The sequence below is a fragment of the Actinoplanes sp. NPDC026623 genome (genome assembly GCF_040638275.1).
Taxonomy (GTDB): Bacteria; Actinomycetota; Actinomycetes; order Mycobacteriales; family Micromonosporaceae; genus Actinoplanes.
Genome location: NZ_JBEZXZ010000012.1, coordinates 18,497 through 41,609, shown reverse-complemented (window position 1 = coordinate 41,609; position 23,113 = coordinate 18,497). Strand labels below are relative to the sequence as shown.

Here is a 23,113-nt window from a genome sequence, read left to right as displayed (position 1 = left end):
ATCCTGCCACAGGATCTCTACCCGCTCCGGTGCTCCCGGGTGCGCAGGTAGGCCTCGGCCAACTGGCGAAGGCGGGTCCTGTCGAAGCTGTGCCCGTGGCCGGTGTGCACGACGGACACGTCGAGGCCGGCGAGGAACTCCATGCTTCGCCGGTAGGCGGCCACGTCGGAGTTCGGCAGGTCGTCGATCAGGGCGCCGTCGTAGACGATGTCGCCGGAGTACAGGGTCCCGGTGCGCTGCTCGAGCAGGGCGATGCTGCCCGGTGTGTGCCCGGGCAGGTGCAGCACGGTCAGTTCCCGCCCGCCCAGGTCGATCCGGTCGCCGTCGTCGAGCGTGCGGCTCAGGGTCATGGGTTCGATGCGGTAGGCGGCCGGGTCGTAGCCCGGATCGGGCAGGACGTCGATCATGAGCTCCGGTACGGGTTCTCCCGCCGCGTCGATCCCCAGTTTGTCGAAGAGCTCCGCGCCGTAGAGGCTGGCCGGCACACCCGCCGCCAGGAGCTCCGCCTCGGCGCAGTGTGCGGCCCGGTCACCGAACTCGGGCGCCCCGCCGACATGATCCAGGTGCGCGTGGGTGAGCAGAACCATCGGGTCGCGCTCGAACATGGCCGGAATCGCCTCCCGCAGGGAGACGACGCCCAGCCCGGCGTCGATGACGATGTCACGATCGTCGCCGCGCAACCACCAGAGGTTCGCCGACAGCAGCTCGTTGACGTGCGGCTCCGAGATCCGGATGACGTCGCCGTCCACTTCGGACCGGCTGAACCAATCGACCATGTCCGCAAGTGTGCCAGCGCGGCGCTCACCGGGCCGGTGGGGTCGGCGCGGGGGAGGCGGTGGCGACGACGGCGTCGCTCGGGGGCAGGCTGCGCCGACGGGCGACCACGGCGATGAGTTCGTCGCCGTGCCGTGAAGACCGGCCGAAAGTCGCAGGGTGAGGCCCCCGCCTTCCGGCGCACGGCCGAAGCGGCGCGTCCCGGCCCTGCCGCAGACTTGGTGCCCGCGTATGTTTGCCAACCCACCCCGGACCCGAGGATGCAGCAGTGACCAGCACCATTCGTACGGAAACCGCAAGCGACGCGGGCGTCAGCCGGTCGGGGCCGTGGAAGCGCGGCATCGTGTTCGCGGGACTGGCGGTGCTGCTGGGCCTGCTGATGCTGCTGCACGCGGCGATCCCGAACCGGTTCGGCAACCTCGGCAGCCTGGTGGAGACGTTCCTGCCGTGGTTCGGCCTGTTCATCCCGGTGCTGCTCGCCGGCGCGCTGTGGCGCCGCTCCGCCACCGCGGCGCTCGCGCTGCTGCTGCCGGCCGTGGTGTGGCTGAACCTCTTCGGCGGGCTGCTCGGTGACAGGTCCCACCCGGGCGGCGACCTGACCGTGGCCGCCAACAACGTCGGCGCCGCCAATGCCGACCCGGCCGGCACCGCCCGTGACCTGGCCGCCTCCGGGGCGCAGGTGCTGGCCCTGGTGGAGCTGAGCGAGCAGGCCCGGGGCACCTACGAGGCGGCGCTGGCGCGGGCGTACCCGTACCACACGGTGCAGGGCACGGTCGGGTTGTGGAGCACGCTGCCGCTGTCGGACACCCGGCCGATCGACATCGAGATGAATTACGGGCCGGCGGCGGCCACCCTGCCGTTCGACCCGGCCGAGACCCGGGCGCTGCGCGCCACGGTGGCCACGGATCACGGCCCGCTGGCGGTGTATGTGGCGCACCTGGCATCCGTACGGGTGAATCCGAGGGCGGGGTTCGGCACGCAGCAGCGGGACCGGGGCCCGCAGGCGCTCGCCGTCGCCGTCGCCGCCGACCCCACCGCGCGGGTGGTGCTGCTCGGCGACCTGAACGGCACCATGGGCGACCGCGCGTTCGACGGCCTGACCTCGCGGCTGCGCCCGGCGCAGGAGGCGGCCGGGGACGGCCTCGGCTTCACCTGGCCGGCGGCGTTCCCGGTGGTGCGCATCGACCAGATCCTGGTCAGGGGAGTGCGGCCGATGAGGTCCTGGGTGCTGCCCGCCACCGGCAGCGACCACCTGCCGGTGGCGGCCCGGCTCGGCTGGTAGCCCGCCGCGGGGCGGACGCCGTGCACCCGTCGCGCCGGTCCCGTTTCGCAGGTCGAATCGATCGACGAAACGGTACTGTGTCGGAAACCGAAGCACGAGGGGCGGCGCGGCCGATGACGGTTCCCAGGCCCGGACGGCCGGTGCGAGGCTCCGGCACCGGACGCCCGCTCATGGCCGCGCTCGACCTGTTCGGCCGCCGCTGGAACCTGCGCATCGTCTGGGAACTGCGGCACGGGCCGGTCGGGTTCCGCGCGCTGCAGCAGCGCTGCGACAACATGTCGTCAAGCGTGCTGCGGCAACGGCTGACCGAGTTGCTCGACGCGCACCTGGTGGAGCAGCGGCCGGACGCCGCCTACGCACTTACCGAGCTGGGCCACGGCGCCCACCGGGCCCTGCGGCCGCTGGTCAAGTGGTCCGACGGGTGGGCATCGGTCATGGACGCCGGCGGCCAGGTGTGATGTCACCCGGGCCGGGGACCCGCGCCGGGTTCCCGCCCGGACCGCTCCCGGCCTGGCTAGGTTCACGGCGATGCCCCTGCCCGCTGCGCCAGCCACCGCCGAGAGGGCGTTCACCTTGTCGTTCCCGGTCACGATCGTCACGCCCGCGGAAGGCCCCGGCGGGGCGCAACGGCCACTGGAACTTCTCGAGGCGGCGCTGGTCCGGGCCGGCCTGGAAATACGGCGGATCGGCGACGAGGGGCGGGGCACCGAGCGGCTGGGAACGCTGGCGCACGTCGCCCGGTCGAGCTCGGCCGTTCTCTACACGCTGGAGCTCACCGTCCGCCGGTCCCACGACGGGCCCGAGGAGCCCTCCGACGTGGCGGCCGTCCGCGCGGCGGCCGAGTTCGTGCAGGCCGTCCGCGCGCACAACGACCGGGTACCGATCCTGCTGTTCGGCGAGCAGTTGACGGCCCGGCGGATTCCGCAGTCGGTGCTCTCCCGGATCGACGGCGTCGTCAACGGCTACGAGGACACCCCCGACTTCCTGGCCCGCAAGATCCAGCGGGAGGTCAGCCACTACATCGGCCAGCTGGCGCCGCCGTTCTTCACGGCGCTGATGCGCTACGCCAACGACGGCGCCTACTCCTGGCACTGCCCCGGCCACTCCGGCGGCACCGCGTTCCTGAAGAGCCCCATCGGCACCCTCTTCCACGAGTTCTTCGGCGAGAACCTGCTGCGTTCCGACGTGTGCAACGCGGTCGAGGAACTGGGGCAGCTGCTCGATCACACCGGCCCGATCGCCGACAGCGAGCGCCTCGCCGCCAGGACGTTCCGCGCCGACCACCTCTACTTCGTCACCAACGGCACCTCCACCTCCAACAAGATCGTGTGGAACTCGCTGGTCGGGCCGGGCGACATCGTCGCGGTGGACCGCAACTGCCACAAGTCGGTCCTGCACGCCATCATGCTCACCGGGGCCGTGCCGATCTATCTGATGCCGACCCGCAACAAGGCCGGCACCATCGGGCCCATCCCGCGCAGCGAGTTCACCCCCGCCGCGCTCCAGGCCAAGATCGACGCCAGCCCGTTGGTCGCCGACAAGAGCAAGCGGATCCGCCTGCTGGCGCTGACCCAGTCCACCTACGACGGCATCATCTACCGCGCCGACGAGCTGAGGGCCCACCTCGACGGCGTCGTCGACGCCCTCCACTTCGACGAGGCCTGGCTGCCGCACGCCGGCTTCCACAAGCTGTACGAGGGGATGCACGGTGTCGCCAACGACCGCGAGCGCACCGACCGGACCGTGGTCTACGCGACCCAGTCCACCCACAAGCTCCTCGCCGGCCTCTCCCAGGCGTCCCAGATCCTCGTCCAGGACACCACCGGCGGCCACTTCGACAGCCGGGTCCTGGCCCAGGCGTACCTCATGCACACCTCGACCAGCCCGCAGTACGCCATCATCGCCAGCTGCGACGTGTCCGCCGAGATGATGGCCGGCAAGCGCGGCCCCGCCCTGGTCGAGGAGAGCATCACCGAGGCGATGGAGTTCCGCCGCACCATCATCCGCGTCGGCGAGGAACGCGACGACTGGTGGTTCGGCGTCTGGGGACCGGACACCCCGCCGCGGACCGGGCTGCCCGAACGCTCCGAGTGGGAGCTGACCGCCGACGCCCCCTGGCACGGCTTCGACCAGGTCGACAACGGTTTCACCATGCTCGACCCGATCAAGGTCACCCTCACCATGCCGGGCCTCACCGTGCAGGGCGAGTTCAGCGAGCCCGGCTCACCGTGCATCCCGGGCGTGGTGCTGGCGCGCTATCTCGCCGAGCACGGGGTCGTGGTGGAGAAGATCGGCCTGTACTCGCTGCTCGTGCTCTTCACCATCGGCATCACCAAGGGCCGCTGGAACTCCCTGGTGGCCGAGCTGCACCGCTTCAAGAGCGCCTACGACGGCAACGCCGGGATCGAGCGGCTCATGCCGGCCTTCGCCGCCGCGTACCCCCGTTACGACAGGCTCGGGCTGCGGGACCTCTGCGACGCCCTGCACGCCACCTACCGCGACGCCGACCTCGCCGAGCTGACCACGACGATCTACACCGAGCCGGTCGAGCAGGTGACGCTCCCGGCCGACGCGTGGACCGCCATGGCCGCCGGGCAGGTCGAACACGTGCCGCTGGAGCGGCTGGCCGGCCGCACGACCGCGGTGCTTCTCACCCCGTACCCGCCGGGAATCCCGCTGCTGGTCCCCGGCGAGCGGATCGGCGCGACGATCGTGCGCTTCCTGCAGCACGAGCAGGTCCTGGCCGAACGCTGGCCCGGCTTCACCGGCATCACCCACGGCGTCGAAGAGGGCACCGGCAACCAGCGTACGGTCGCCTGCCTGCTTGCCCCGTGACCGTCGCGCCGCTACGGTGCTTCTAAATCCGAAGCACCTGGGGGCAGGCGTGGCTCGTATCCCCGCGCTGCGGGCGCCGTTCGCGGCGGACGTGGCGGCCCAGCTCGAATCGATGATGCCCGCCGGTGTGCCGCCGATCGGACTGTTCCGGACCTTCGCCAAGAACCTGCCCATGACCGCCGCGATGAGCGAGTGGGGCAGATATCAGCTCGGCCGGGGTCTGTCGCTGACGCTGCGCGAGCGGGAGATCGTCATCCTGCGGACCTGCGCGCGCTGCCGCTGCGAGTACGAGTGGGCCGTGCACCTGATGGTCTTCGCCCGCCGCGCCGAGCTGACCGGCGACGAGATCACGTCACTCACCCACGGATCGGCCGGCGACGCGTGCTGGAGCGCCGCCCGCGAACGGGTGCTGATCCGCGTGGCGGACGCGCTGCACGATTCCTCGGACATCGACGACGAGCTGTGGGAGGCCGCCCGGGGCGAGCTGGGGGAGCCGCAACTGCTCGACCTGTTCCTGCTCTGCGGCTGGTACCACGCGATCAGCTTCGCCGCCCGGGCCGCCCGCGTCGAGGCGGAGCCGGGCGCACCCCGCTTCGCCGACTTCACCGCCGGGTGACGCGCCGCCTCAGTGGTATTGATGCACGACGGCGTGGCCCCTGCCCCGCGAGATCATCCACCGGTTCACCGGGGTGGTCAGCACGAACGCCACGACCAGCGATCCGGCCAGCGACGCCCAGAACAGCACGCTGGTCAGCCCGGCGTCCATCGCGCCGGGCACGGCGAGCACGAACGCGTTGTCCAGCAGCTCCATGATCGCGATCGAGACGGTGTCCGCCGCCAGGGCGACCTTCAGCGCGGTGCGCACGTCGACGCCGGCGCGCAGCACGCTGCGCATGGTCAGGCCGTAGCCGAACACGAACGCCAGGGCGACCGACAGCGCGACCGTGGCGGCGTTGTGCAGCCCGGCGGCGGTGCCGATCACCATGCCCAGCACCTCGCCGATCGCGCAGCCGGTCAGGCAGTGCAGTGTCGCTCCCGCGGCGACCGCCCACGTCGTCGCGGGAGGATGGTGATGCTCGTGTGTCATGCCGGACACGATACCCCTGGGGGGTATAAACGCCAAGTGCCGCGGCCGACTCTTCGACGATCCGTACACTGTGGCCGGGAGGCCGCAGCGGGTGAGGGCACATCGCTCGACATCGATGCCGCTCGTCGCGGTCTGCGCGGTCTGGGGAGTGTTCTGGGGGGTCTGGGGTGGCCTGCTGCCGGCGGTTCAACGGCAGATCGGCGGCTCACTCGCCGACCTCGGCCTGGCCCTGGTCGCCATCCCGATCGGCGCGATCCCCGCCATGATCTTCGCCGGCCGCCTCGCCCGGGGCCGGGAGCGCCCGGTGCTGGCCACGGTCGTCGCGGCCTTCGCGATGACCGTCGCGGCTCTCGCCGTACCGGCCACGCCGGGGCGCCTCGCGGTGACTCTCGCGGCGGCCGGCATGGCCAGCGGGGCGCTGGACGTGTGCCTCAACATGGCTGTCGCCCGCGCCGAACGCACCAGCGGTCGCAGGCTCTTCCAGAAGGTGCACGCCGCCTTCCCCATCGCCGTCGTGGCTTGCGCGCCGCTGACCGGAGTCGCCCGGCAGGCCGGCGTCAGTCCCGCTGTCATCCTGATCGCCACCGCACTCGTCGTGATGGGGGTCGGCGTCACCGCCGCGCTGAGGCTGCCGCGGACCGACCACGCACCGCCCGGCACGCAGGCGCCGCGGCCCAGGGCGGCGGCGACGGGCGCGAGGACCTCCGGCCGGTGGTTCTGGCTCGGCATCCTCGGGGCGTGCATCCTCGTCGTGGAGAACGGGGTCGAGCAGTGGTCGGCGGTGCTGCTGGAGGACTTCAGGGACGCACCGCCGGCGGTCGCCAGCAGCGCGCCCGCGGTCTACTACCTCGCCCTCACGGCCGGGCGATTGATCATCCAGTCCCTTCCCAGCGTCTCCCTGCGCCGCGTCGTCTCCGTCGGCGCCGGCGTCGGCGGCCTGGCGATGGCCTTCGCGGCGACGATGCCCGCCGCGGTGCCGGCCCTGGCCTGCTTCGCTCTGACCGGCCTGGCGTTCGGACCGCTGATGCCGGCGATGCTGGCGTACGCCGCGGGCCACGACCCCGACGGCGCCCTGGTGGCCCGGGTGACCACCGCGTCCTACAGCGGGTTCGTGGTAAGCCCGCTGCTCGTGTCCCTGCTGCACCGATGGCTGGCCCTGCCCGCGGCGCTCGCCTGCCTCGCCCTGTTCACCCTGCCGCTGCTCGCGGCCGCGGCGGTCAGGCAGTTCGCGCCGCCGCGAGACACCCGGGCAAGCCATGAGTCCCGGGAGCCGTAGGCTTTCGGCTGGTCAGGGCCGAGGTTCCGGTTGCAGCCTCACGACACCGTGCCGCCCCCGCCCGGGCTCAGCCGAACCAGGCGAGGCCCTGGCCGTGTGAGCGGGTCCAGGCCAGCGGCCTGCCGTCGAGGGCGAGCACGTTGCGCAGCCCGGCGTCCGGCGGCTGCGGCAGGTCGCGGTGTACCACCACCTCCGGCGACTCGTTGGCGATCCAGTGCCCGGGCAGCGTGCCCACCAGCGCGGCGAACGCCTCCCGCCTCGGTGCCGGCACCTGATACAGCACCGAGGTGTGGAACACCACCAGGGTCGCGTCCGGCGGGGCCTGTGCGGCCAGCGCGGGCAGGTCGTCCAGCAGGTCACCGCGTACCAGATGGGGTGGGTCGGCGGCGGCGACCGCGGCCGCCGCGCGCAGGCGGGCGCGGCGGTGGGCGTGTTCGGGCCAGATGAGGGCGTCGAGCCAGGCCAGGTCGGCCGGGTCGGTCACGTCGAGCGGGTTCAGGTCCAGGCCCGCGCGCCACACCACCTCCGGTACGCGGTCCGGCGGCGTCAGCCCGGTCGCCTCGCAGTCGAGCAGCGGCCCGCCGGTGCCGAGCCGGTGCTCGCCGTAGCGGTACGCGTACCGGTCGGGGTACAGGCAGAGCCCGGCGGAGGCGCCGACCTCGAGCAGCGCGAGCGGCCCCGGCAGCGCGGCGAGCACGGGCAGCAGCACGGCGCAGCGCCCGGGCTCGTTGGTCTGTGTCGCCCGGCACCGGATCTGCGGCTCGATCGCGGCCCAGTTCGCCACCGTGTAGTCGTGGAAGGCGGCCGGGTCGTCGACCGGGCCGCCGAGCAGGCGCACCGCGGCGAACAGCAGGTTCGGCTGCTGCTTGGCCTCGGGCAGCAGGCCGATCAGCGCGAGCAACTCGGCGTCGCCGGCCACCGCCACCGCCAGCCGCTCGTACGCCGGTGACACCCCGCGGGCCTCCCGGGTGCCGAAGTCGGAGTAGGTCCGGGCGATCGTCATGCGGGCTCCAGGCGTTCATCGACGGGCATGACGACCCTAGTGGCACGCGCGGCCGGGCATGCTACTCATAGTGAGTACAGTCCGGTCGTCTCTTCGGACTCCTGCCTCGTAAGGATCTTCGGGTTGTCGTACTTCACGCGCTTTCGCCGTACGCCGGCAGCGGGCAACGGCGCAGGTCGCGGTCGCCGCGCCGGCGCCGGGGTGATCACCCTGCTCGCCGCGGCGCTCGTGTATCTCGCCCTGGTGGTGCCGGATCAGATCACCCGGCTGCCCGCCGGTTCGTCGGTTCCCGCGGCATTCGTCCGCATCCCGATCGAGGGAGTCGTCGCGTTCGCGGTGCTGCTGGCGCTGCCGGCGCGGGCCCGCGGGATCGTCGCCGGGGTGCTGGGCGCGGTGCTCGGCCTGCTCACGGTGATCAAGGTCATCGACATGGGCTTCTTCACGTTCCTCGCCCGCCAGTTCAACCCGGTGCTGGACTGGCCGCTGTTCGCCGACGGCTACCGCTTCGTCAAGGACTCGTTCAGCCTGCCCGGCGCGATCGCCGCGGTCGCCGTCGCGATCGCGCTGGCGGTGGCGGTGCCGGTGCTGATGACCCTGGCCGTACGCCGGCTGGCGCGGGTCGCGGCCGCGCACCGCACCGCCTCCTCGCGCGGCATCGCCGTGGTGGCCACGACGTGGCTGGTCACGGTGTTCCTCGGCACCTCGTTCGTGCCCGGGGTGTACGTCGCCTCCGACAGCGCCGCCGACCTGGCCCACGACAACGTGCTGAAGATCCCCGAGGCGATCGAGGACCGCCGGTCGTTCGCCGTCGAGGCCGGCGCCGACGCGTTCCGTGACGTGCCCGGCGACCAGCTGCTGACCGGGCTGCGCGGCAAGGACGTCATGTTCACCTTCATCGAGAGCTACGGGCGTTCGGCGATCGAGGACCCGAAGCTGTCGGAGCGCGTCGACGCGACGCTTGCCGACGGCGACCGCCGGCTGGCCGCCGCCGGCTTCTCGGCCCGCAGCGGCTTCCTGACCTCGCCGACCTCCGGCGGCGGCAGCTGGCTGGCACACGCGACGTTCCAGTCCGGCGTGTGGATCAACAACGAGCAGCGCTACCGCAGCCTGGTCTCGGGCGAGCGGATGACGCTGACCAGCGCGTTCGGCAAGTCGGCCGCCTGGCAGACCGTCGGCGTCGAGCCCGGGGTGACCTTCGCCTGGCCCGAGGGCCGGTTCTACGGCTTCGACCGGGTCTACGACTCGCTGACGCTGGGCTATCACGGGCCGTCGTTCAGCTGGGCGACGATGCCGGACCAGTTCACCCTGAAGTCCTTCGCCGACCGGGAGTACACCAGGCCGGGCCGGGGGCCGCTGATGGCGGAGCTCACCTTCGTGTCGAGCCACACCCCGTGGGCCCCGATCCCCGCCCTGGTCGGCTGGGACGAGGTCGGCGACGGCTCGATCTACACCGAGCAGCAGAAGAGCGCCGAGAAGCCGGGCGAGGTCTGGAAGGACGCCAACCGGGTACGCGCCGAGTACGCCAGGTCCGTCAAGTACTCGATCGACAGCCTGGTCTCCTGGGTCAGCGAGTTCGGCGACGACAACCTGGTCCTGGTCTTCCTCGGCGACCACCAGCCGGCCCCGATCGTGGTCGGCGCCACCGCCAGTCACGACGTGCCGATCACGATCGTCGCCCGGGACCGCAAGGTGCTCGACCGGATCTCCGGATGGGGCTGGACCGACGGGATCAAGCCGGCCCCGCACGCGCCGGTGTGGCCGATGAACGCCTTCCGCGACAAGTTCCTGACGGCGTTCGGCCCGCAGCAGGACCGGGCCCTGCCGCTGTCGCCGCCGAGTCGCTGACCTGGCAGCGGGCCCTCACGGCCGGGGCCGGTTGATACGATCGCGTCCATGACCGCGATGGCGGGCGCCACCTCCAGGACCCAGCGCGAGCGCTCCGATGCGACCATCTCGCTGCTGCTGGCGGTCTCCCGGGAGGTCTTCGGCCGGGAGGGCTACGCCGCCACGTCGCTGACGGCCGTGGTGGAATTGGCGGGAGTGACCAAGGGCGCGCTCTATCACCACTTCGACAGCAAGCGGGACCTGTTCCGGGCCGTCTACGAGGCCGAGGGCGAGCGGCTCTCGGAGATCGTGACGTCGGCCTACGTCGACGAGCCCGACCAGTGGGAGGCGTTCCACAAGGGCGTCGAGGCGTTCCTGGAGGCGCTGCTCGACCCGTGGGTGCAGCGCATCATGCTGACCGACGCGCCCGGCGCGCTGGGCGCGCAGGCGATCTGGGACAACCTGACCACGACCGGCTTCACCGCGCAGATCCAGCGGGGACTGGCCCGCGCCGCCGAGGCGGGCCTGATCTCCCGGACGCCGGGCGAGGCCACCCCGCACCTGATCTACGGCGCGGTCTGCTGCGCCGCGCAGCTGATCGCCCGCTCGGACGACCGGCGTGCGGTGTTCGAGGATTCGGCGGCCGGCCTGCGCGTCATGCTCGACGCCCTGGCCGGCCGCGGCTGCGGCTAGGGCTACTGCTCGGTGGCGACGGCGTCCAGCCTGGGCCAGGTCAGCAGCGCCGACCCCCAGGTCAGGCCCCCGCCGAAGGAGGTCGCCAGCAGCCGGTGCCCGGCCCGCAGCGACCCGTTGCGGCAGGCGTCGGCCAGGGCGAGCGGAATGGACGCCGCGCCCGTGTTGCCGACCGTGGCGACGTTGCCGATCTGCCGGTCGGCGTCCACCCCGATCAGCTCCGCGACCCGGTCCAGGATGCGCTGGTTGGCCTGGTGCGCCACGAACCGGTCCACGTCGGCGACGGTGCGCCCGACGGCCCTGAGCACCCGCAGGCTGGACTGGGTCATGTGCTCGATCGCCCGGCGGTAGACCTCCTGCCCGGACACCGCCCAGTACCGGTCCGCCTCCGCGCCCTGCTCCGCGGACGCCTCGCGGGCCCGCTGGCGGCTGCCGCCGGACTCGATCCGGATCAGATCCGCGGCGCCGCCGTCGCTGCCCAGGTCGAACGGGCCGACCGCGCCGGGCTCGTCCGCGGTGCCCGCGCGCAGCACCACCGCGCCGGCACCGTCGCCGAACAGGATCGCCGGGCCGCGGGCCTCCGGCGTGCGCTGCAAAAAGTAGGAGTTGGTCTCCGCGCCGATCAGCAGCACCCGCTCGGCGATGCCGGCCGCGATCAGGCCGGCGCAGGTGGCCAGCCCGTAGACGAAACCGCTGCAGACGGCGGCGAGGTCGAACGCGGCGGCGGGGGCGACGCCGACCCGCCAGGCGACCTCCGGCGCGGTGGCCGGGCTCAGCCGGTCCGGCGTGGTGGTCGCCACGACGACCGCGTCCACGCTGTCGACCTGCGCCGACTTGAGCGCGTTGCGGCCCGCGGTGCTGGCCAGGTCGACGGTGGTGGTGCCGGGGTCGACGACCCGCCGCTCGGCGATCCCGGTGCGGCGCCGGATCCACTCGTCCGTGACGTCGAGCGTCTGCGCCAACTCGGCGTTGGGCACCCTGCGGCTCGGCACCGCCGTGCCGAGCCCTTCCAGGACGGCGACTCTGCTCACGTTCTCTCCCTCTGAACTACCGGGCGATGGTGGCCACTACCAGGATCGTCCCCATCCAGGCGAAACCCTCACCGGTACACACCCCTAGGCCCCGTCTCGAACGGGAAATAAGCCGTTCGGGGCCGTCCAGCCATCCGCGGGGACGGTACACGAGCGGTTGTCGCGGTCGGTCAGCCGTCGCGTACCGGCTGGTAGCGCACGTGCAGGTGGCCCTCGCGCGGATACGGCGCCTCCGCCCGCAGGGTGGCCTCGTACGGGTAGCCGCACTTCTGCGCGACCCGGCAGGACGCGGTGTTGTCGATCTGGTGCAGCAGGTCGAGGCGGCGCAGCCCGGGGAACGTCGCGAACACCCACCCGGTCAGCGCCGCCAGCGCCCGCGGCGCGACACCCTGGCCGCGGGCGTACCCGGCGGTCCAGTAGCCGACCTCGGCGACGCCCGCCCCCGGATCGGGCAGCTTCAGGGCCACGTTGGCGACGAGCCGCTGCCCGTCGTCGAGCACGGCGAAGCTGTACCGGTCGCCGGCCTGCCAGCCGCGGTGCTGCACGCCGAGCCACTCCCGGGCCTCGTCGGCGTCGGCCGCGCGTACCTTCGTCCAGCGCCGCAGCATCGGGTCGTCCGCGGCCACGATCAGCGCGGCCGCGTCGTCGTCGCGCCACGGCCGCAGCGTCAGCCCGCCCGTGGCCCGCGGCATCCTCACGACGTCGGCAGGCCGCGCTCGCCGGCGCTGCGCTCGACGCAGAACTCGTTGCCCTCGGGGTCGCGCATGGTGACCCAGCCGAGGCCGCCGTCCGTGCGGTGGTCCTCGTAGACGGTCGCGCCGGCCTCGAGCAGCCGCGCGACCGTCTCGTCGCGGGTGCCGGCCGCCGGCTGGATGTCGAGGTGGACCCGGTTCTTGACCGTCTTGTCGTCGGCGACCCGGATGAACAGGATCGCGGGCGCGCCCGGCTCGGGCGGGGAGATCAGCACCTCGTCGTCGTCCTTCTCGGACGGATCCACCGCGTAACCGGTGACCTCGGCCCAGAACGTCGCCAGGGCGAACGGCTCGTGTGCGTCGAAGGTGATGTGCCGCACGGGATTCACGAACATGGCGGGAAGCCTAATCGCCGCCCGCCGGTCCGGTGTGCCCCATGGGCGGCCTAGAGATCGAGATACGCCTCGATCGCCTCGACCACCAGGGCGTGGTCGTCGGCCTGCGGAAGCCCCGACACGGTCACCACCCCGACCACACCGACATCCCGTACGCGCACCGGGAACGCCCCGCCGTGCGCGGCGTAGTCGGCGGGGTCCACCCCGTACTTGGCGTCCAGCTCGACACCCTTGGCGGCCAGCCGCCGGCCCACCAGGAACGAGGACGCCGCGAACCGCTCCACCACCCGCACCTTGCGGGCGATCCAGGCGTCGTTGTCGGCCGTGCTGCCCGGCAGCGCCGCGTGGAACAACTGCTGGGTTCCCCGGCGGATGTCCACCGCCAGCGGCAGCTCCCGGGTGGTCGCCAGGTCCACCAGCAGGCTGCCCAGATGCCAGGCGTCCGCGTTGTCGAACCGGGAGAAAATGAGGCGTCGCTCGTGCTCCTCGAGCCGGGCGATCAGATCGTCGTCGGTCATGCCGCCCATTGTCCGGCAAAGATCAGCCGCGACCGCGGCTACGCCGTAACCACATCCCCAGCACACCCAGGATCACGAACACCATCGCCGCACAACAGACAGCCTTGAACACAGCTGACACCCCTCATCCACCGCTAGGGTCTTATTCCGTGCGCCTGGCCACCTTCAACCTGCTGCACGGCAGGTCACTCTCCGACGGCAACGTACACGCCGAGCGCGTCGCCGCGTCGGTCGCCGACCTCGACGCCGACGTCCTGGGCCTGCAGGAGGTCGATCGCGCCCAGCCCCGCAGCGGCCTGCTCGACCTTACCGCCATCGCCGCCGAGGCCCTCGGCGCGACGGTGCACCGCTTCGCCGCCGCCGTCGTCGGCACGCCGGGGGAGACCTGGCAGCCCTGGCGCTCCGCCGACGACAACGCCCACCCGCTCTACGGCATCGCCCTGATCAGCCGCTGGCCGGTGCTGCGCTGGCAGATCACCCAGCTGCCCGCCGCCCCGGTGCGCTCCCCAGTCTGGGCGCCCGGGCCCAGAGGGGGAGTGGTCCTGCTCAAGGACGAGCCCCGCGTGCTCATCGCCGCCGTCATCGACACACCCACCGGGCCCGTGACGGTCGCGAACACCCACCTGTCGTTCGTGCCCGGCTGGAACATCCGCCAGTTGCGCGCCGCCGTGCGCGCGCTGCGCGCGCTGCCCGCGCCGCGGATCCTGCTCGGCGACCTCAACCTGCCCGCCGGGCCCATCCGCGCCTTCACCGGCTGGCGCACCCTGGCCCGCCGGCCCACGTACCCCAGTCACAACCCGAGGGCCCAGCTCGACCACGTCCTGGCCGACCCGCGCGGTGCCGGGCCACTCGGCCCGGTCGTGCAGGTGCGCACCCCGGCGGTCGGCGTCTCCGACCACCTGCCCCTGGTCGTGCACCTCGACCCGCCCCGGCGCACCCGAGGCTAGACGGCGAGCTCGAAGACCAGCTCCAGGCCGTCCTGCTCGTCCCACTGCTCGCCGACCTCGACGAACCCGAACCCGGCGATGGTCGCCAGCGACCCGGCGTTGTCCGGGCTGATGCTCGCCCGCACCACCCGTACGCCCGGCTCGGCCCGCGCCCGCTCGATCAGCGCGGCCAGCATCGCCCTGGCGTGACCCCGCCGCCGGTACGCCGGATCCACCGAGTAGCCCACCTCGACCATGCCGCCCGCGTCCGGCGGGCCGTGGAAGCCGCCGTGCCCGACCACCACCCCGGCGGGCTCGTCCACCGCCACCCGGGCGATCCAGTCCGCGCTCGCCGGATCCCGGGCGATCTGCTCGCCGCGGATCTCCCACAGCCACTTCTCGTCCCGGATGAACTCGGACAGCTGCTGACCCGCGGCGGCGCTGGCCGCGGGAAGGTCGGAGTCGATCAGCGCGCGCAGCGCCGCCGGCGGGAGTTTCACGAATCGGATCACCCCGGGATCCTAAGCGCGGCCCCGGCCATCCAGTTGCGCACAACTCAATCGTGCACTAGCATTCTCGGCATGGCAGGCACCGACGACACCACAGGACTCGAGCAGATGATCTGCTTCGAGCTCTACGCCGCCTCCCGGGCCATGACCGGCCTCTACCGGCCCGCCCTCGACGCCCTCGGCCTCACCTACCCCCAGTTCGTCGCCCTGCGCGTCATCTGGCACCGCGGCCGCCTCACCGTCCGCGAGCTCGGCGCCGCCCTGCACCTCGACAGCGGCACCCTCTCGCCCCTGCTCAAACGCCTCGAAACCCAGGGCCTCATCCGGCGCGAGCGCGGCACCGACGACGAACGCGTCGTCTGGATCACCCCCACCGACCAGGGCGACACCCTGCGCGACCGGGTCGCCGGCCTGCCCGAGCGACTCGCCTGCGCCACCGACCTCACCGTCGACGAATTCACCCAGCTGCACCACCTGCTCGGCCGCATCCGCGGCGCGGCAGCCACCCCGGCCCACTAGGGAGAACCACCATGCAGGCGCTCTACACGGCATCCGCCACCGCCACCGGCGACGGCCGCGGCGGCCACACCCGCTCCAGCGACGGCGTCCTCGACCTCGACCTCGCCGTCCCCAAGGAGATGGGCGGCCCCGGCGGCCACCTCACCAACCCCGAGCAGCTCTTCGCCGCCGGCTACGCCGCCTGCTTCCACAGCGCCCTCAAGCTGGTCGCCGGCAAGCAGAAGATCACCCTCACCGACACCGCGATCACCGTCGACGTCGGCATCGGCCCCAACGGCAACGGCGGCTACGGCCTCACCGTCGCCATCGAGGCCGAGCTGCCCGGCCTCGACGAGGACACCGCCCGCACCCTGCTCGAGACGGCACACCAGGTCTGCCCGTACTCGAACGCCACCCGCGGCAACGTCGACGTCCAGCTCACCATCGCCTGAGCCGGAACCACGCACCCGAGAGCCCGGCCCCCGCGCCGGGCTCTCCGCCGTTACGGCCCTTGAGGAACATCGGAACGAAAAGTAACGCTAGCGATGATCTTGAGGGGGAGGGCCTCCCTGCCGTACGGCTTCTCGCAGAAACGTTCAGTTACGAGAGTTCTGCGAGAACCCGGAAACCAACCGTGTTTCCGCAGCTCGGTATTCGCAAAAGTCCTCTCAAAACTGAAGGTTTGTGCGAGACACTTCTGAGAGACTGTCGGCATGAACTTGACACCCGATCGGGCCGCGACGGCGGTCGAGCGGCACGGCTGCCCGAACTGCGGTGCGCCCGCCGGCAGCGCCTGCCGCACCCGAAGCGGGAAGACCACGGCGAAGTACCACACCGCGCGCTTCGGCCTGGTGCCCGCGCTACGCGAGGAACTCGACGTGCCGGTGCCCGCAGACCGGAGGCCCGGCCGAACCTGGAAGCAGGGCCCGGCGCTGGCCGTGGTCCCGGCGCCCCGCAGCGAGCGGGCGATCCGGATCGGGTACGCCCGTACGTCGACCGCCCGCCAAGAGCTGGGCAGCCAGCTCGAAGCGCTGCGCCGGGCCGAGTGCCACAAGATCTTCTCCGAGCAGATCAGCACCCGGGTCAAGGTTCGGCCCGAGTTGGAGAAGGCGCTCGCGCTGGCCCACCAGTTCAAGGAGGCGGCGCCCGAGACCCCGGTGATCGTCACCGTGCACGAGCTCAAGCGCCTGGCCCGCAACGCCGCCGAGCTGATGACGCTCTCCGCTGACCTGCAGGCCGGTGGTATCCAGCTCGAGCTGCTCACCGGGCCGCTCACCGGCCTTTACGACCCCAATGGCATGGGCGCCATGTTCTTCGCTGTGCTCGCCGTCGCCGGGCAGATCGAACGCAACTACATCCGGGAGAAGACCCTCGAAGGGCAGGTCATCGCCGCCGCCAAGGGCAACCACGGCGGCCGGCCGAAGGTCATCGACGACGACTCGCTCACCTTCGCCCTCGCGCTCAAGGACAAGGGGGTGCCCGTACCGGACATCGCCAAGAAGCTGACCATCAAGACCGGCAAGAACGCTGGCAGCTCCCCGTCGGTGGCCTCGCTCTATCGGGCGCTCGCCGAAGCCGAGGCGCAATCCGGGCAGGCCGCTGCGGATGGTGGCGTGGCGCTGCGGCCTGAGCCCGCCCGGATCCGGCAGGACGACGAACTGGAGACGCGTGAGCAAGCCGCTCTTCGTGAGCGTCTCCAGGCCCAGGTCCTCCAACGGCCCGTTGGCTGATCGGAGTTCCGGCTCAGCCGGGGTGCTCACTGCGGCAGTGAAGCCGTACCGGATATTCTGCGACTGGTATTGATCCACAGTTAGGAGTTGGGATGCGCCTCGACAAGGTCACGGTCACCGCTTCGCCGCGAGAGCACACCGCGCGCTAGCCGGTCCACCGTCGGCTGTCACCGACGGTGTGGTGCTCCTCGCCGTGAAGCGGTCGCTGAAGCGACGACCGTTTCCCCTTGGCTCGAGGAGCTATTTTTGCGTGCCCTTGTCTCTGCGCGTATGGGCGCAGACTTCACCAGACTGTGGACCGCCTCGGCGGTGTCCAACATCGGCGACGGTGTCACCATGGTGGCCGGCCCACTGTTGGTGGCCTCCATCACCACCGACCCGGCACTGGTCGCCGGTGCCGTCTTCGTCCAGCAACTTCCGTGGCTGCTGTTCTCCCTGATCAGCGGCGCCTATGTCGATCGGCTAGACCGCCGTCGGCTGATCGTCGTGGTCAACCTGTTCCGCGCCGTCGCACTTGCCGCGCTGACGGCGGCGGTCGCCACGGACACCGTCACCGTTGCCGTGATCTACACGGTGTTCTTCCTACTCGGCACCGGAGAGACCCTCGCCGACACCGCCTTCGGGGCGTTCCTGCCGGCCATCGTGGCTCCAGATCGTCTGACGGGCGCCAATACCCGGCTCAGCGCCACGTTCACCATCGCGAACCAGTTCGCCGCCAAGCCTCTGGGGGCCTGGCTGTTCGTGATCGCCGCCGCAGCACCCTTCGGGGTCAACGCGCTGACCTTCGCGGTGGCCGCCGCGCTGGTGGCGAAGATTCGGCAGGTTCCCGCGCCGGTGTCCGGACCCCACCGCACACGGCTGCGTGCGGATATTGCCGAAGGGGTCCGCTGGCTGTGGGGGCATCGGCTGCTGCGCACTCTCGCCGTCAGCATGGGACTGGCGAACGTGGCGTTCTGCGCCGCGTTCGCGGTGTTCGTGCTCTACACCCGTGAGCGGTTGGGCCTGTCCGACGTCGGCTACGGCTTCCTGCTGATCACCTTCGCCGTCGGCGGGCTCATCGGCACCACGGTCGCCGCTTCGCTGCAGAAGGCTTTCGGCACCACGGCTGTGCTGCGCGCGGGACTGATCATCGAGGTCGTCACGCACGCGACCCTCGCGACGACCACGACGCCCCTGCTCGCGGCGGCAATCTTGATCATCTTTGGTATCCACTCCATGGTCTGGGGCGTGATCGTGGTGACCATGCGTCAGCGAGTGGTACCGCCGGGCCTGCTCGGCAGGGTGGCCAGCGTGTACTCGCTGCTCGACCTGGGCGGCGCGGCCCTCGGGTCCCTGCTCGGCGGTCTGCTGGCCCAGATCTGGGGTCTCACCACACCGTTCTGGATCGCGGCCGCCGCGATGGCTGTCATCACCGCCGTCGCTTGGCGTCCGCTACGTGAGGCAACAACCGCCTAATACCGGCGCGCAGTGCCGCTCGGCCACCACGGCTGAGCGGCGCTGCGCCTTGCAGCGCTCGCCGCTCCACGACCACCCATCCGCATCAACGCCACCACCTCGCCGTTGATGCGGCACAACAAAGACGGGCTCGACAGATGTCAGATTTCACGACCATGGCCGACCTCATCCGCGACTGCGTGAACCATCAGGAATTCCAACGTGCCGTCCTCAGCGGAACCGCTCACGGCGCACAAAACCCGTGGCGCCGGGTCGTCATCCGCAAGGTGGCGCTGCAAGACGCGGTGCAGACCCAGGTCACCTGGCACACCGACAAGGCGGCTGCGACGCGCAACTACTCCGGTCTGGAAGCGCTCGTGGAGGAGGTGTGTGAGGTGCCGTTCCGCAACGCCCACATCGAGTTGCGATCAGCCACCATCGAGGCGCGCGTCGCCAAGCGTGGCCAGCTGCTGATCTCCCGGCGCGCTGCCGCCAACGTCGCATCATTGGCGCACGACCGTCAACGAGAGCGTCCCATTCCTGTGGATGCGGCCTTCCTGGAAGTTCTCGGCGTCAGCCACGACGGTGCCGTCAAGCCGACCGGTCAGCGCAAGTACCGGCAGATCAACGAGTTCATCCGGATTCTGAGCGCCACTCTGAGTACCGGGCCGGCACGGACAGGACCGCTGCGGGTATTGGACCTCGGATGCGGCAACGCCTACCTGACGTTCGCCACCGCGCACCACCTGCGCGAAAGCGGCATCACCTGCACCATTGTCGGGGTGGACCGGGATGTCGAAACGATCGCCCGGAACAACGAGCGCACGCACCGACTCGGCTGGCAGGACCACCTCGCCTTCACGTCCTCACTGATCGAGCACTACGTGCCGGACGAAGCCCCGGACCTGGTCATCGCGCTGCACGCCTGCGACACCGCCACCGACGACGTGCTCGCGCTCGCCGTGAACCACAACGCGACGTATCTGCTCGCTTCACCGTGCTGTCACCACCATCTGCAGCGACAGCTACGACCACAGACGATGCCTCCCGGCTTTCGTGACCTCGCGCGCGACGGTGTCCTCAAGGAGCAGTTGGGCGACGTGATCACTGATGCGCTTCGTGCATCGTTGCTGCGCATGGTCGGCTACAAGGTCGACGTCTTCACCTTCGTTCCGGTCGAGCACACACCTCGCAACAACCTGATCCGTGCGACCAGGGTTCCTGGACGCGACACCGCAGAGGCAGAAGCCTCTATTCGCACACTGGCGGCGATGTTCAACATCCGGCCGCGGCTCGCGGAACTGCTCCAGCACCGCATTCCCGCTGGCCTGGTCCCGTTCACGAATCCTGACGTCGGCCCGGCCCGGCGATGCCCGCCGAGTGCGACCTCAATCCGCAAGCAGTGAGGTCAGCGAAGCGGGCCTGGGCTCACTCCAGGCCCGCTTCGTAGGCGACGGTTACAGGTGCTCGTCACCGCCCGGGCCGCAGGTGGCCACCGTGTCCAGCGGCGGATCGGATCGCCTCCACCCCGATACTGGCGAGGACTATTGGTCGTCGCCGGTATCAGGGTCGCGCAGCGGCCGGTAGATACGTCCGCCGAGGTCGGGCAGGGCGAAGGAGTAGTGCCCGTGAACCCGGATGTGGTGGCGCACGTACGGCGATAGCCGGGCGACATCGGCGTCGAGCACCGGGTAGCCCTGGGCGCGCAGCCCGGCGAGGGCGAGGTCCAGGTAGAGGGTGTTCCACAGGGTGATGCAGTTGAGAACAAGGCCGAGCGCACCGAGCTGATCTTCCATGCCTTGGTGGTAGGCGCGGTGTAGTTCGCCGCGGCGGCCGTGGAACACGTGCCGGGCCAGGTCGTGGCGGCCTTCGTTGAGGTTGCGCATGCCCTTGATCTGGCGCCGGTACGGTTCGTCGTCGACGAAGGTCAGCACGTGCAGGGTCTTGAAGATCCGGCCGTAGCCGGCCAGAGCCTCGCCGAGCTGGGTAAGGTTCCCGCCGGCCGACAGGACCCGCAGCGCGTCGTAGGCGGAGATCTGCCCGGTGTGGATGGATCCGGCGATGCGCAGCATGTCGGGCCAGTGCCGACGGATCCGGTCGAGGTCGACGATCCCGCGGGCGGTCGCGTTCAGCGCCCCGTAGTCGGCGGTGCGGTTGATCCGCCACAGCTTGGCGTCGGGCAGGTCGGCGAGCTGGGGCCGGTAGTCGAAGCCGAGCATCTGTAGCAGGCCGAAGACGACGTCGGAGTACGAGCCGGTGTCGGTGATGACAACCTCCGCGCGGCGGCCGCCGTCGCGCCGGTACAGCAGGTCGATCAGGTGCATCGAGTCGCGCGGGGTGCCGGACAGCACCATCCCGGCGGTGCCGACGGCCTGATCGTTGACCGCGTTCAGCCAGGTCGCGCCGCGGCGCTGGCCGAAGTACTTCGGGTTCGGCCGGGCATGGATCGTGCGGACCGGCACCACGAACCGCATCCCGTCGGCCGCCGCGACCAGGCCCGGGCCAGTCCGATGCCGTCCTGGGCGTCGATCAGCACGCCGTTCGCCGCGGCGTAGGTCTCCGGCCGCAGGTAGGTGGCGTCGACGTGGCTGATCCGTCCCCGGGTCAACGCGGGGATCCCGTCGGAGATCACCGGCCCGAAGCCGACGTTGAGCGCGTGCGCCGTCAGCGTCGCGGCGACCGTCACGTGCAGATCGTCCAGGCGGGTCGCCGAGCCCGACAGCGCGGTGAACGCGCTGGCGAAGCCGGGATACCAGGCCATCACCTCCAGGATCAGCTCGCCCAGGTCGATGCGCGGCAGCATCGCCTCCACCCGGCGGCGCAGGTCGACCAGGCTCGGCGGGTCCGGCACCGCGGTGACCTTCTGCGCGAGCAGCCGGCCCTCGTCGTCGAGGCGGGCCGCCGTGTCCACGGCCAGCCCGGCAGCGACCTGCCGCCACGCCTCGTCCAACGCCGCGGCGTGCCCGGCGAGCAGCTCACGTGGTTCCTCGGGCAGTTGCAGCGCGTTCAACGCGGGCGCCTTGGCCTGCTGCCAGGCCTCGCCGTCGAGCAGCCGGGCCCGCGGGTCACCCCACCGTTCGGAGACCGCAGCGAAGATGTCACGGCGCTTGAGCCGCTGGTGGAACTGCTCGAGCACGCAGAACACGTACGCGGCCTTGTCCACCGTCTCGGCCGGGCGATCCTTCGGGAAGACCAGGCGCTGCCACCACCCAGACGGCACCACCTCCACCTGGATACGGCGGGCGTCGAGGAACCCGGCACCGACCTTGCGGCCCTGCCGGGCATCGAGCAGGTCCGGCAGATCGTTGACCGCATACAGCACCGGCGCCGCGTCCGTCGTGGCACCGAACTCGATCACCTTGCACAGCAGCGGCACGAACCCGCGGACCGTGGCCATCCGCTCCAGCAGATGCGCCCGCCACTCCCCATCCGGGTCCGCGTCAGCCGGCGGCAGGATCTCCGCGATCCCGGCGACCGCCGCCCGCAGCTCGGCGCGCGACACCTTGCTCTCGATCGCGTCCCACACCTGCTGAAGGCGCACCTGCTCGCCCCACTCGGCGGCCTCCAGCAACACCGCGACCGCCGCCGCCAGCTTCCCGGCGTGCCGGGACACCTTCGGATAGCGGCGCAGCTTCTCCTTCTTCGACTGCCGCTCCGCCCGGCTCAGCAGCTCCGTGGTCATCAGCACGTCGAACAGCTCCAGGGCGTCGTCGACCGACTTCGCCTCCAGCGCGCGCACCGTCGCGAGCAGGGTGGCCAGCTTGCGCGCGTACGGGTGCCGGCGCAGCGTCGGCGCCTTCGCCTCCAGCCCGTACCGAGCCAGCTCCCACACCCGCCGCCACGGCACCACCCCGACGTCCAGGGCCCCCAGGCCGAGCCCGGCGACCTCACCGGCCCGCTGTAGAGCGCGAACCATTCCGGTGCCCGACGTCCTGGTCACCGGTGTTCGCAACTTCTCCAGCTGCGAGACCCGGGAGCCGTCCGGTACGTCGAGCAGGTCCTCCAGCAGTCGGGCTTGATCGGCCGATACAAGGTCGGACAGCCGTTGGTGGAGCCGGCCCGTTGCCTGTGCCCGGACCTGCGCGACCAGCCGGGCCACGGTGCTCACCGCCGGGAGCAGCACCTTGCGCTCGCGCAACCAGCCCACCGCCGCGTCGAAGATCGCCTTCGGCCCGTCCCCGGTCGTCCACGCCCGGTCATCGATCCAACGCGCCAGGTCCGGCTCCGCCGCGGCGAAATCGGTGTACCCGTACACCCTGGCGATCTCCCGCTGATGCTCGAACCGGGTCGGCCGGCGCCGCAGATACTCCTTGGCCACCGACGGATCCGCCGCACCGACCTGCACCGCGACGTAGTCGACCGCCGCAGTCGGCACGTCCAGCGGATCCTCCAGGAACAGGCCCAGCGCCCGCACCGTAGCCACCTGCAACCCGAACCCGATCCGGTTCTCATCCCGCCGGCGCTCGACGATCAGGTCCCGGTCCGCATCGTCGAGGAAGAAAAGGCCTTCCAACTCTGTCGGCGTCAGCCCGGCCGGAAACCGGCCGTACGCCGCTGCCTGCTCATCAGTGAGGAACTCAACCGGCACAGGCGGAAACGGTAGAAG

General features: G+C 71.3%; 21 protein-coding genes and 1 pseudogene. 13 read left to right on the top strand and 9 right to left on the bottom strand.

Going from position 1 to position 23,113, the window contains the following annotated elements:
* Nucleotides 1-17: 17 nt before the first annotated feature.
* The gene (locus tag AB0F10_RS05855) at nt 18-776 is read right to left on the bottom strand and encodes an MBL fold metallo-hydrolase (RefSeq protein ID WP_360620662.1); all 759 of its coding nucleotides are present in this window, start codon (nt 774-776) and stop codon (nt 18-20) included.
* A gap of 266 nt (nt 777-1,042) precedes the next feature.
* On the opposite strand from AB0F10_RS05855, the gene AB0F10_RS05850 reads away from it, so the two are divergent.
* The 4 genes from AB0F10_RS05850 (at nt 1,043) to AB0F10_RS05835 (ending at nt 5,507) form a co-directional block, all read left to right on the top strand.
* Nucleotides 1,043-2,056, top strand: coding sequence for an endonuclease/exonuclease/phosphatase family protein (locus tag AB0F10_RS05850; RefSeq protein WP_360620661.1), 1,014 nt, complete (start codon nt 1,043-1,045; stop codon nt 2,054-2,056).
* A gap of 113 nt (nt 2,057-2,169) precedes the next feature.
* Nucleotides 2,170-2,514 (top strand): helix-turn-helix domain-containing protein, encoded by a 345-nt coding sequence (locus AB0F10_RS05845; protein ID WP_360620660.1) that lies wholly within the window; start codon nt 2,170-2,172, stop codon nt 2,512-2,514.
* Nucleotides 2,515-2,584: 70 nt separating this feature from the next.
* Nucleotides 2,585-4,891, top strand: coding sequence for an arginine/lysine/ornithine decarboxylase (locus tag AB0F10_RS05840; RefSeq protein ID WP_360620659.1), 2,307 nt, complete (start codon nt 2,585-2,587; stop codon nt 4,889-4,891).
* 49 nt (nt 4,892-4,940) lie between these two features.
* Entirely contained in the window at nt 4,941-5,507 is a 567-nt protein-coding gene (locus AB0F10_RS05835) for a carboxymuconolactone decarboxylase family protein (protein WP_360620658.1), read from the top strand.
* A 9-nt stretch (nt 5,508-5,516) separates the two neighbouring features.
* Here the strand turns inward: AB0F10_RS05835 and AB0F10_RS05830 are convergent, their stop codons facing one another.
* On the bottom strand, nt 5,517-5,978 hold the full coding sequence (locus AB0F10_RS05830) for a DUF4396 domain-containing protein (protein ID WP_360620657.1): 462 nt from the start codon (nt 5,976-5,978) through the stop codon (nt 5,517-5,519).
* A gap of 115 nt (nt 5,979-6,093) precedes the next feature.
* On the opposite strand from AB0F10_RS05830, the gene AB0F10_RS05825 reads away from it, so the two are divergent.
* The gene (locus tag AB0F10_RS05825) at nt 6,094-7,254 is read left to right on the top strand and encodes an MFS transporter (RefSeq protein ID WP_360620656.1); all 1,161 of its coding nucleotides are present in this window, start codon (nt 6,094-6,096) and stop codon (nt 7,252-7,254) included.
* Nucleotides 7,255-7,321: 67 nt separating this feature from the next.
* On the opposite strand, the gene AB0F10_RS05820 is transcribed toward AB0F10_RS05825, so the two are convergent.
* A complete protein-coding gene (locus tag AB0F10_RS05820; RefSeq protein ID WP_360620655.1) occupies nt 7,322-8,257 on the bottom strand; it encodes a DUF2332 domain-containing protein in 936 nt (311 codons plus the stop codon).
* Between the two features lie 123 nt (nt 8,258-8,380).
* On the opposite strand from AB0F10_RS05820, the gene AB0F10_RS05815 reads away from it, so the two are divergent.
* Both AB0F10_RS05815 and AB0F10_RS05810 read left to right on the top strand, forming a co-directional pair.
* Nucleotides 8,381-10,102 (top strand): sulfatase, encoded by a 1,722-nt coding sequence (locus AB0F10_RS05815; RefSeq protein WP_360620654.1) that lies wholly within the window; start codon nt 8,381-8,383, stop codon nt 10,100-10,102.
* A gap of 48 nt (nt 10,103-10,150) precedes the next feature.
* Nucleotides 10,151-10,774 carry a helix-turn-helix domain-containing protein gene (locus tag AB0F10_RS05810; RefSeq protein WP_360620653.1) on the top strand — a complete coding sequence of 208 codons (624 nt, stop codon included), beginning with the start codon at nt 10,151-10,153 and terminating at the stop codon, nt 10,772-10,774.
* A 2-nt stretch (nt 10,775-10,776) separates the two neighbouring features.
* Here the strand turns inward: AB0F10_RS05810 and AB0F10_RS05805 are convergent, their stop codons facing one another.
* From AB0F10_RS05805 to AB0F10_RS05790, 4 genes are all read right to left on the bottom strand, one after another.
* Entirely contained in the window at nt 10,777-11,805 is a 1,029-nt protein-coding gene (locus AB0F10_RS05805; protein ID WP_360620652.1) for a beta-ketoacyl-ACP synthase 3, read from the bottom strand.
* Between the two features lie 170 nt (nt 11,806-11,975).
* The gene (locus AB0F10_RS05800; protein WP_360620651.1) at nt 11,976-12,497 is read right to left on the bottom strand and encodes a GNAT family N-acetyltransferase; all 522 of its coding nucleotides are present in this window, start codon (nt 12,495-12,497) and stop codon (nt 11,976-11,978) included.
* Between the two features lie 2 nt (nt 12,498-12,499).
* On the bottom strand, nt 12,500-12,892 hold the full coding sequence (locus tag AB0F10_RS05795; RefSeq protein ID WP_360620650.1) for a VOC family protein: 393 nt from the start codon (nt 12,890-12,892) through the stop codon (nt 12,500-12,502).
* 50 nt (nt 12,893-12,942) lie between these two features.
* On the bottom strand, nt 12,943-13,410 hold the full coding sequence (locus AB0F10_RS05790) for a heme-degrading domain-containing protein (protein WP_360620649.1): 468 nt from the start codon (nt 13,408-13,410) through the stop codon (nt 12,943-12,945).
* 149 nt (nt 13,411-13,559) lie between these two features.
* On the opposite strand from AB0F10_RS05790, the gene AB0F10_RS05785 reads away from it, so the two are divergent.
* Nucleotides 13,560-14,357 (top strand): endonuclease/exonuclease/phosphatase family protein, encoded by a 798-nt coding sequence (locus tag AB0F10_RS05785; RefSeq protein WP_360620648.1) that lies wholly within the window; start codon nt 13,560-13,562, stop codon nt 14,355-14,357.
* On the opposite strand, the gene AB0F10_RS05780 is transcribed toward AB0F10_RS05785, so the two are convergent.
* Complete coding sequence (locus AB0F10_RS05780; RefSeq protein WP_360620647.1) at nt 14,354-14,848, bottom strand: GNAT family N-acetyltransferase; 495 nt, start codon at nt 14,846-14,848, stop codon at nt 14,354-14,356. The genes AB0F10_RS05785 and AB0F10_RS05780 overlap by 4 nt on opposite strands.
* Before the next feature lie 69 nt (nt 14,849-14,917).
* Here AB0F10_RS05780 and AB0F10_RS05775 point away from each other — a divergent pair, with 69 nt between their 5' ends.
* The 5 genes from AB0F10_RS05775 to AB0F10_RS05755 all read left to right on the top strand — a co-directional run bounded on the left by AB0F10_RS05775 (nt 14,918) and on the right by AB0F10_RS05755 (nt 19,913).
* On the top strand, nt 14,918-15,364 hold the full coding sequence (locus AB0F10_RS05775) for a MarR family transcriptional regulator (RefSeq protein WP_360620646.1): 447 nt from the start codon (nt 14,918-14,920) through the stop codon (nt 15,362-15,364).
* A gap of 11 nt (nt 15,365-15,375) precedes the next feature.
* Complete coding sequence (locus AB0F10_RS05770; RefSeq protein ID WP_360620645.1) at nt 15,376-15,795, top strand: organic hydroperoxide resistance protein; 420 nt, start codon at nt 15,376-15,378, stop codon at nt 15,793-15,795.
* Nucleotides 15,796-16,056: 261 nt separating this feature from the next.
* On the top strand, nt 16,057-17,073 hold the full coding sequence (locus AB0F10_RS05765) for a recombinase family protein (RefSeq protein WP_360620644.1): 1,017 nt from the start codon (nt 16,057-16,059) through the stop codon (nt 17,071-17,073).
* A gap of 246 nt (nt 17,074-17,319) precedes the next feature.
* Nucleotides 17,320-18,528, top strand: coding sequence for an MFS transporter (locus AB0F10_RS05760; RefSeq protein WP_360620643.1), 1,209 nt, complete (start codon nt 17,320-17,322; stop codon nt 18,526-18,528).
* A gap of 155 nt (nt 18,529-18,683) precedes the next feature.
* Complete coding sequence (locus AB0F10_RS05755; protein WP_360620642.1) at nt 18,684-19,913, top strand: SAM-dependent methyltransferase; 1,230 nt, start codon at nt 18,684-18,686, stop codon at nt 19,911-19,913.
* Between the two features lie 138 nt (nt 19,914-20,051).
* On the opposite strand, the pseudogene AB0F10_RS05750 reads toward AB0F10_RS05755, so the two are convergent.
* Nucleotides 20,052-23,095, bottom strand: a pseudogene (locus AB0F10_RS05750) (Tn3 family transposase).
* Nucleotides 23,096-23,113: the final 18 nt, after the last annotated feature.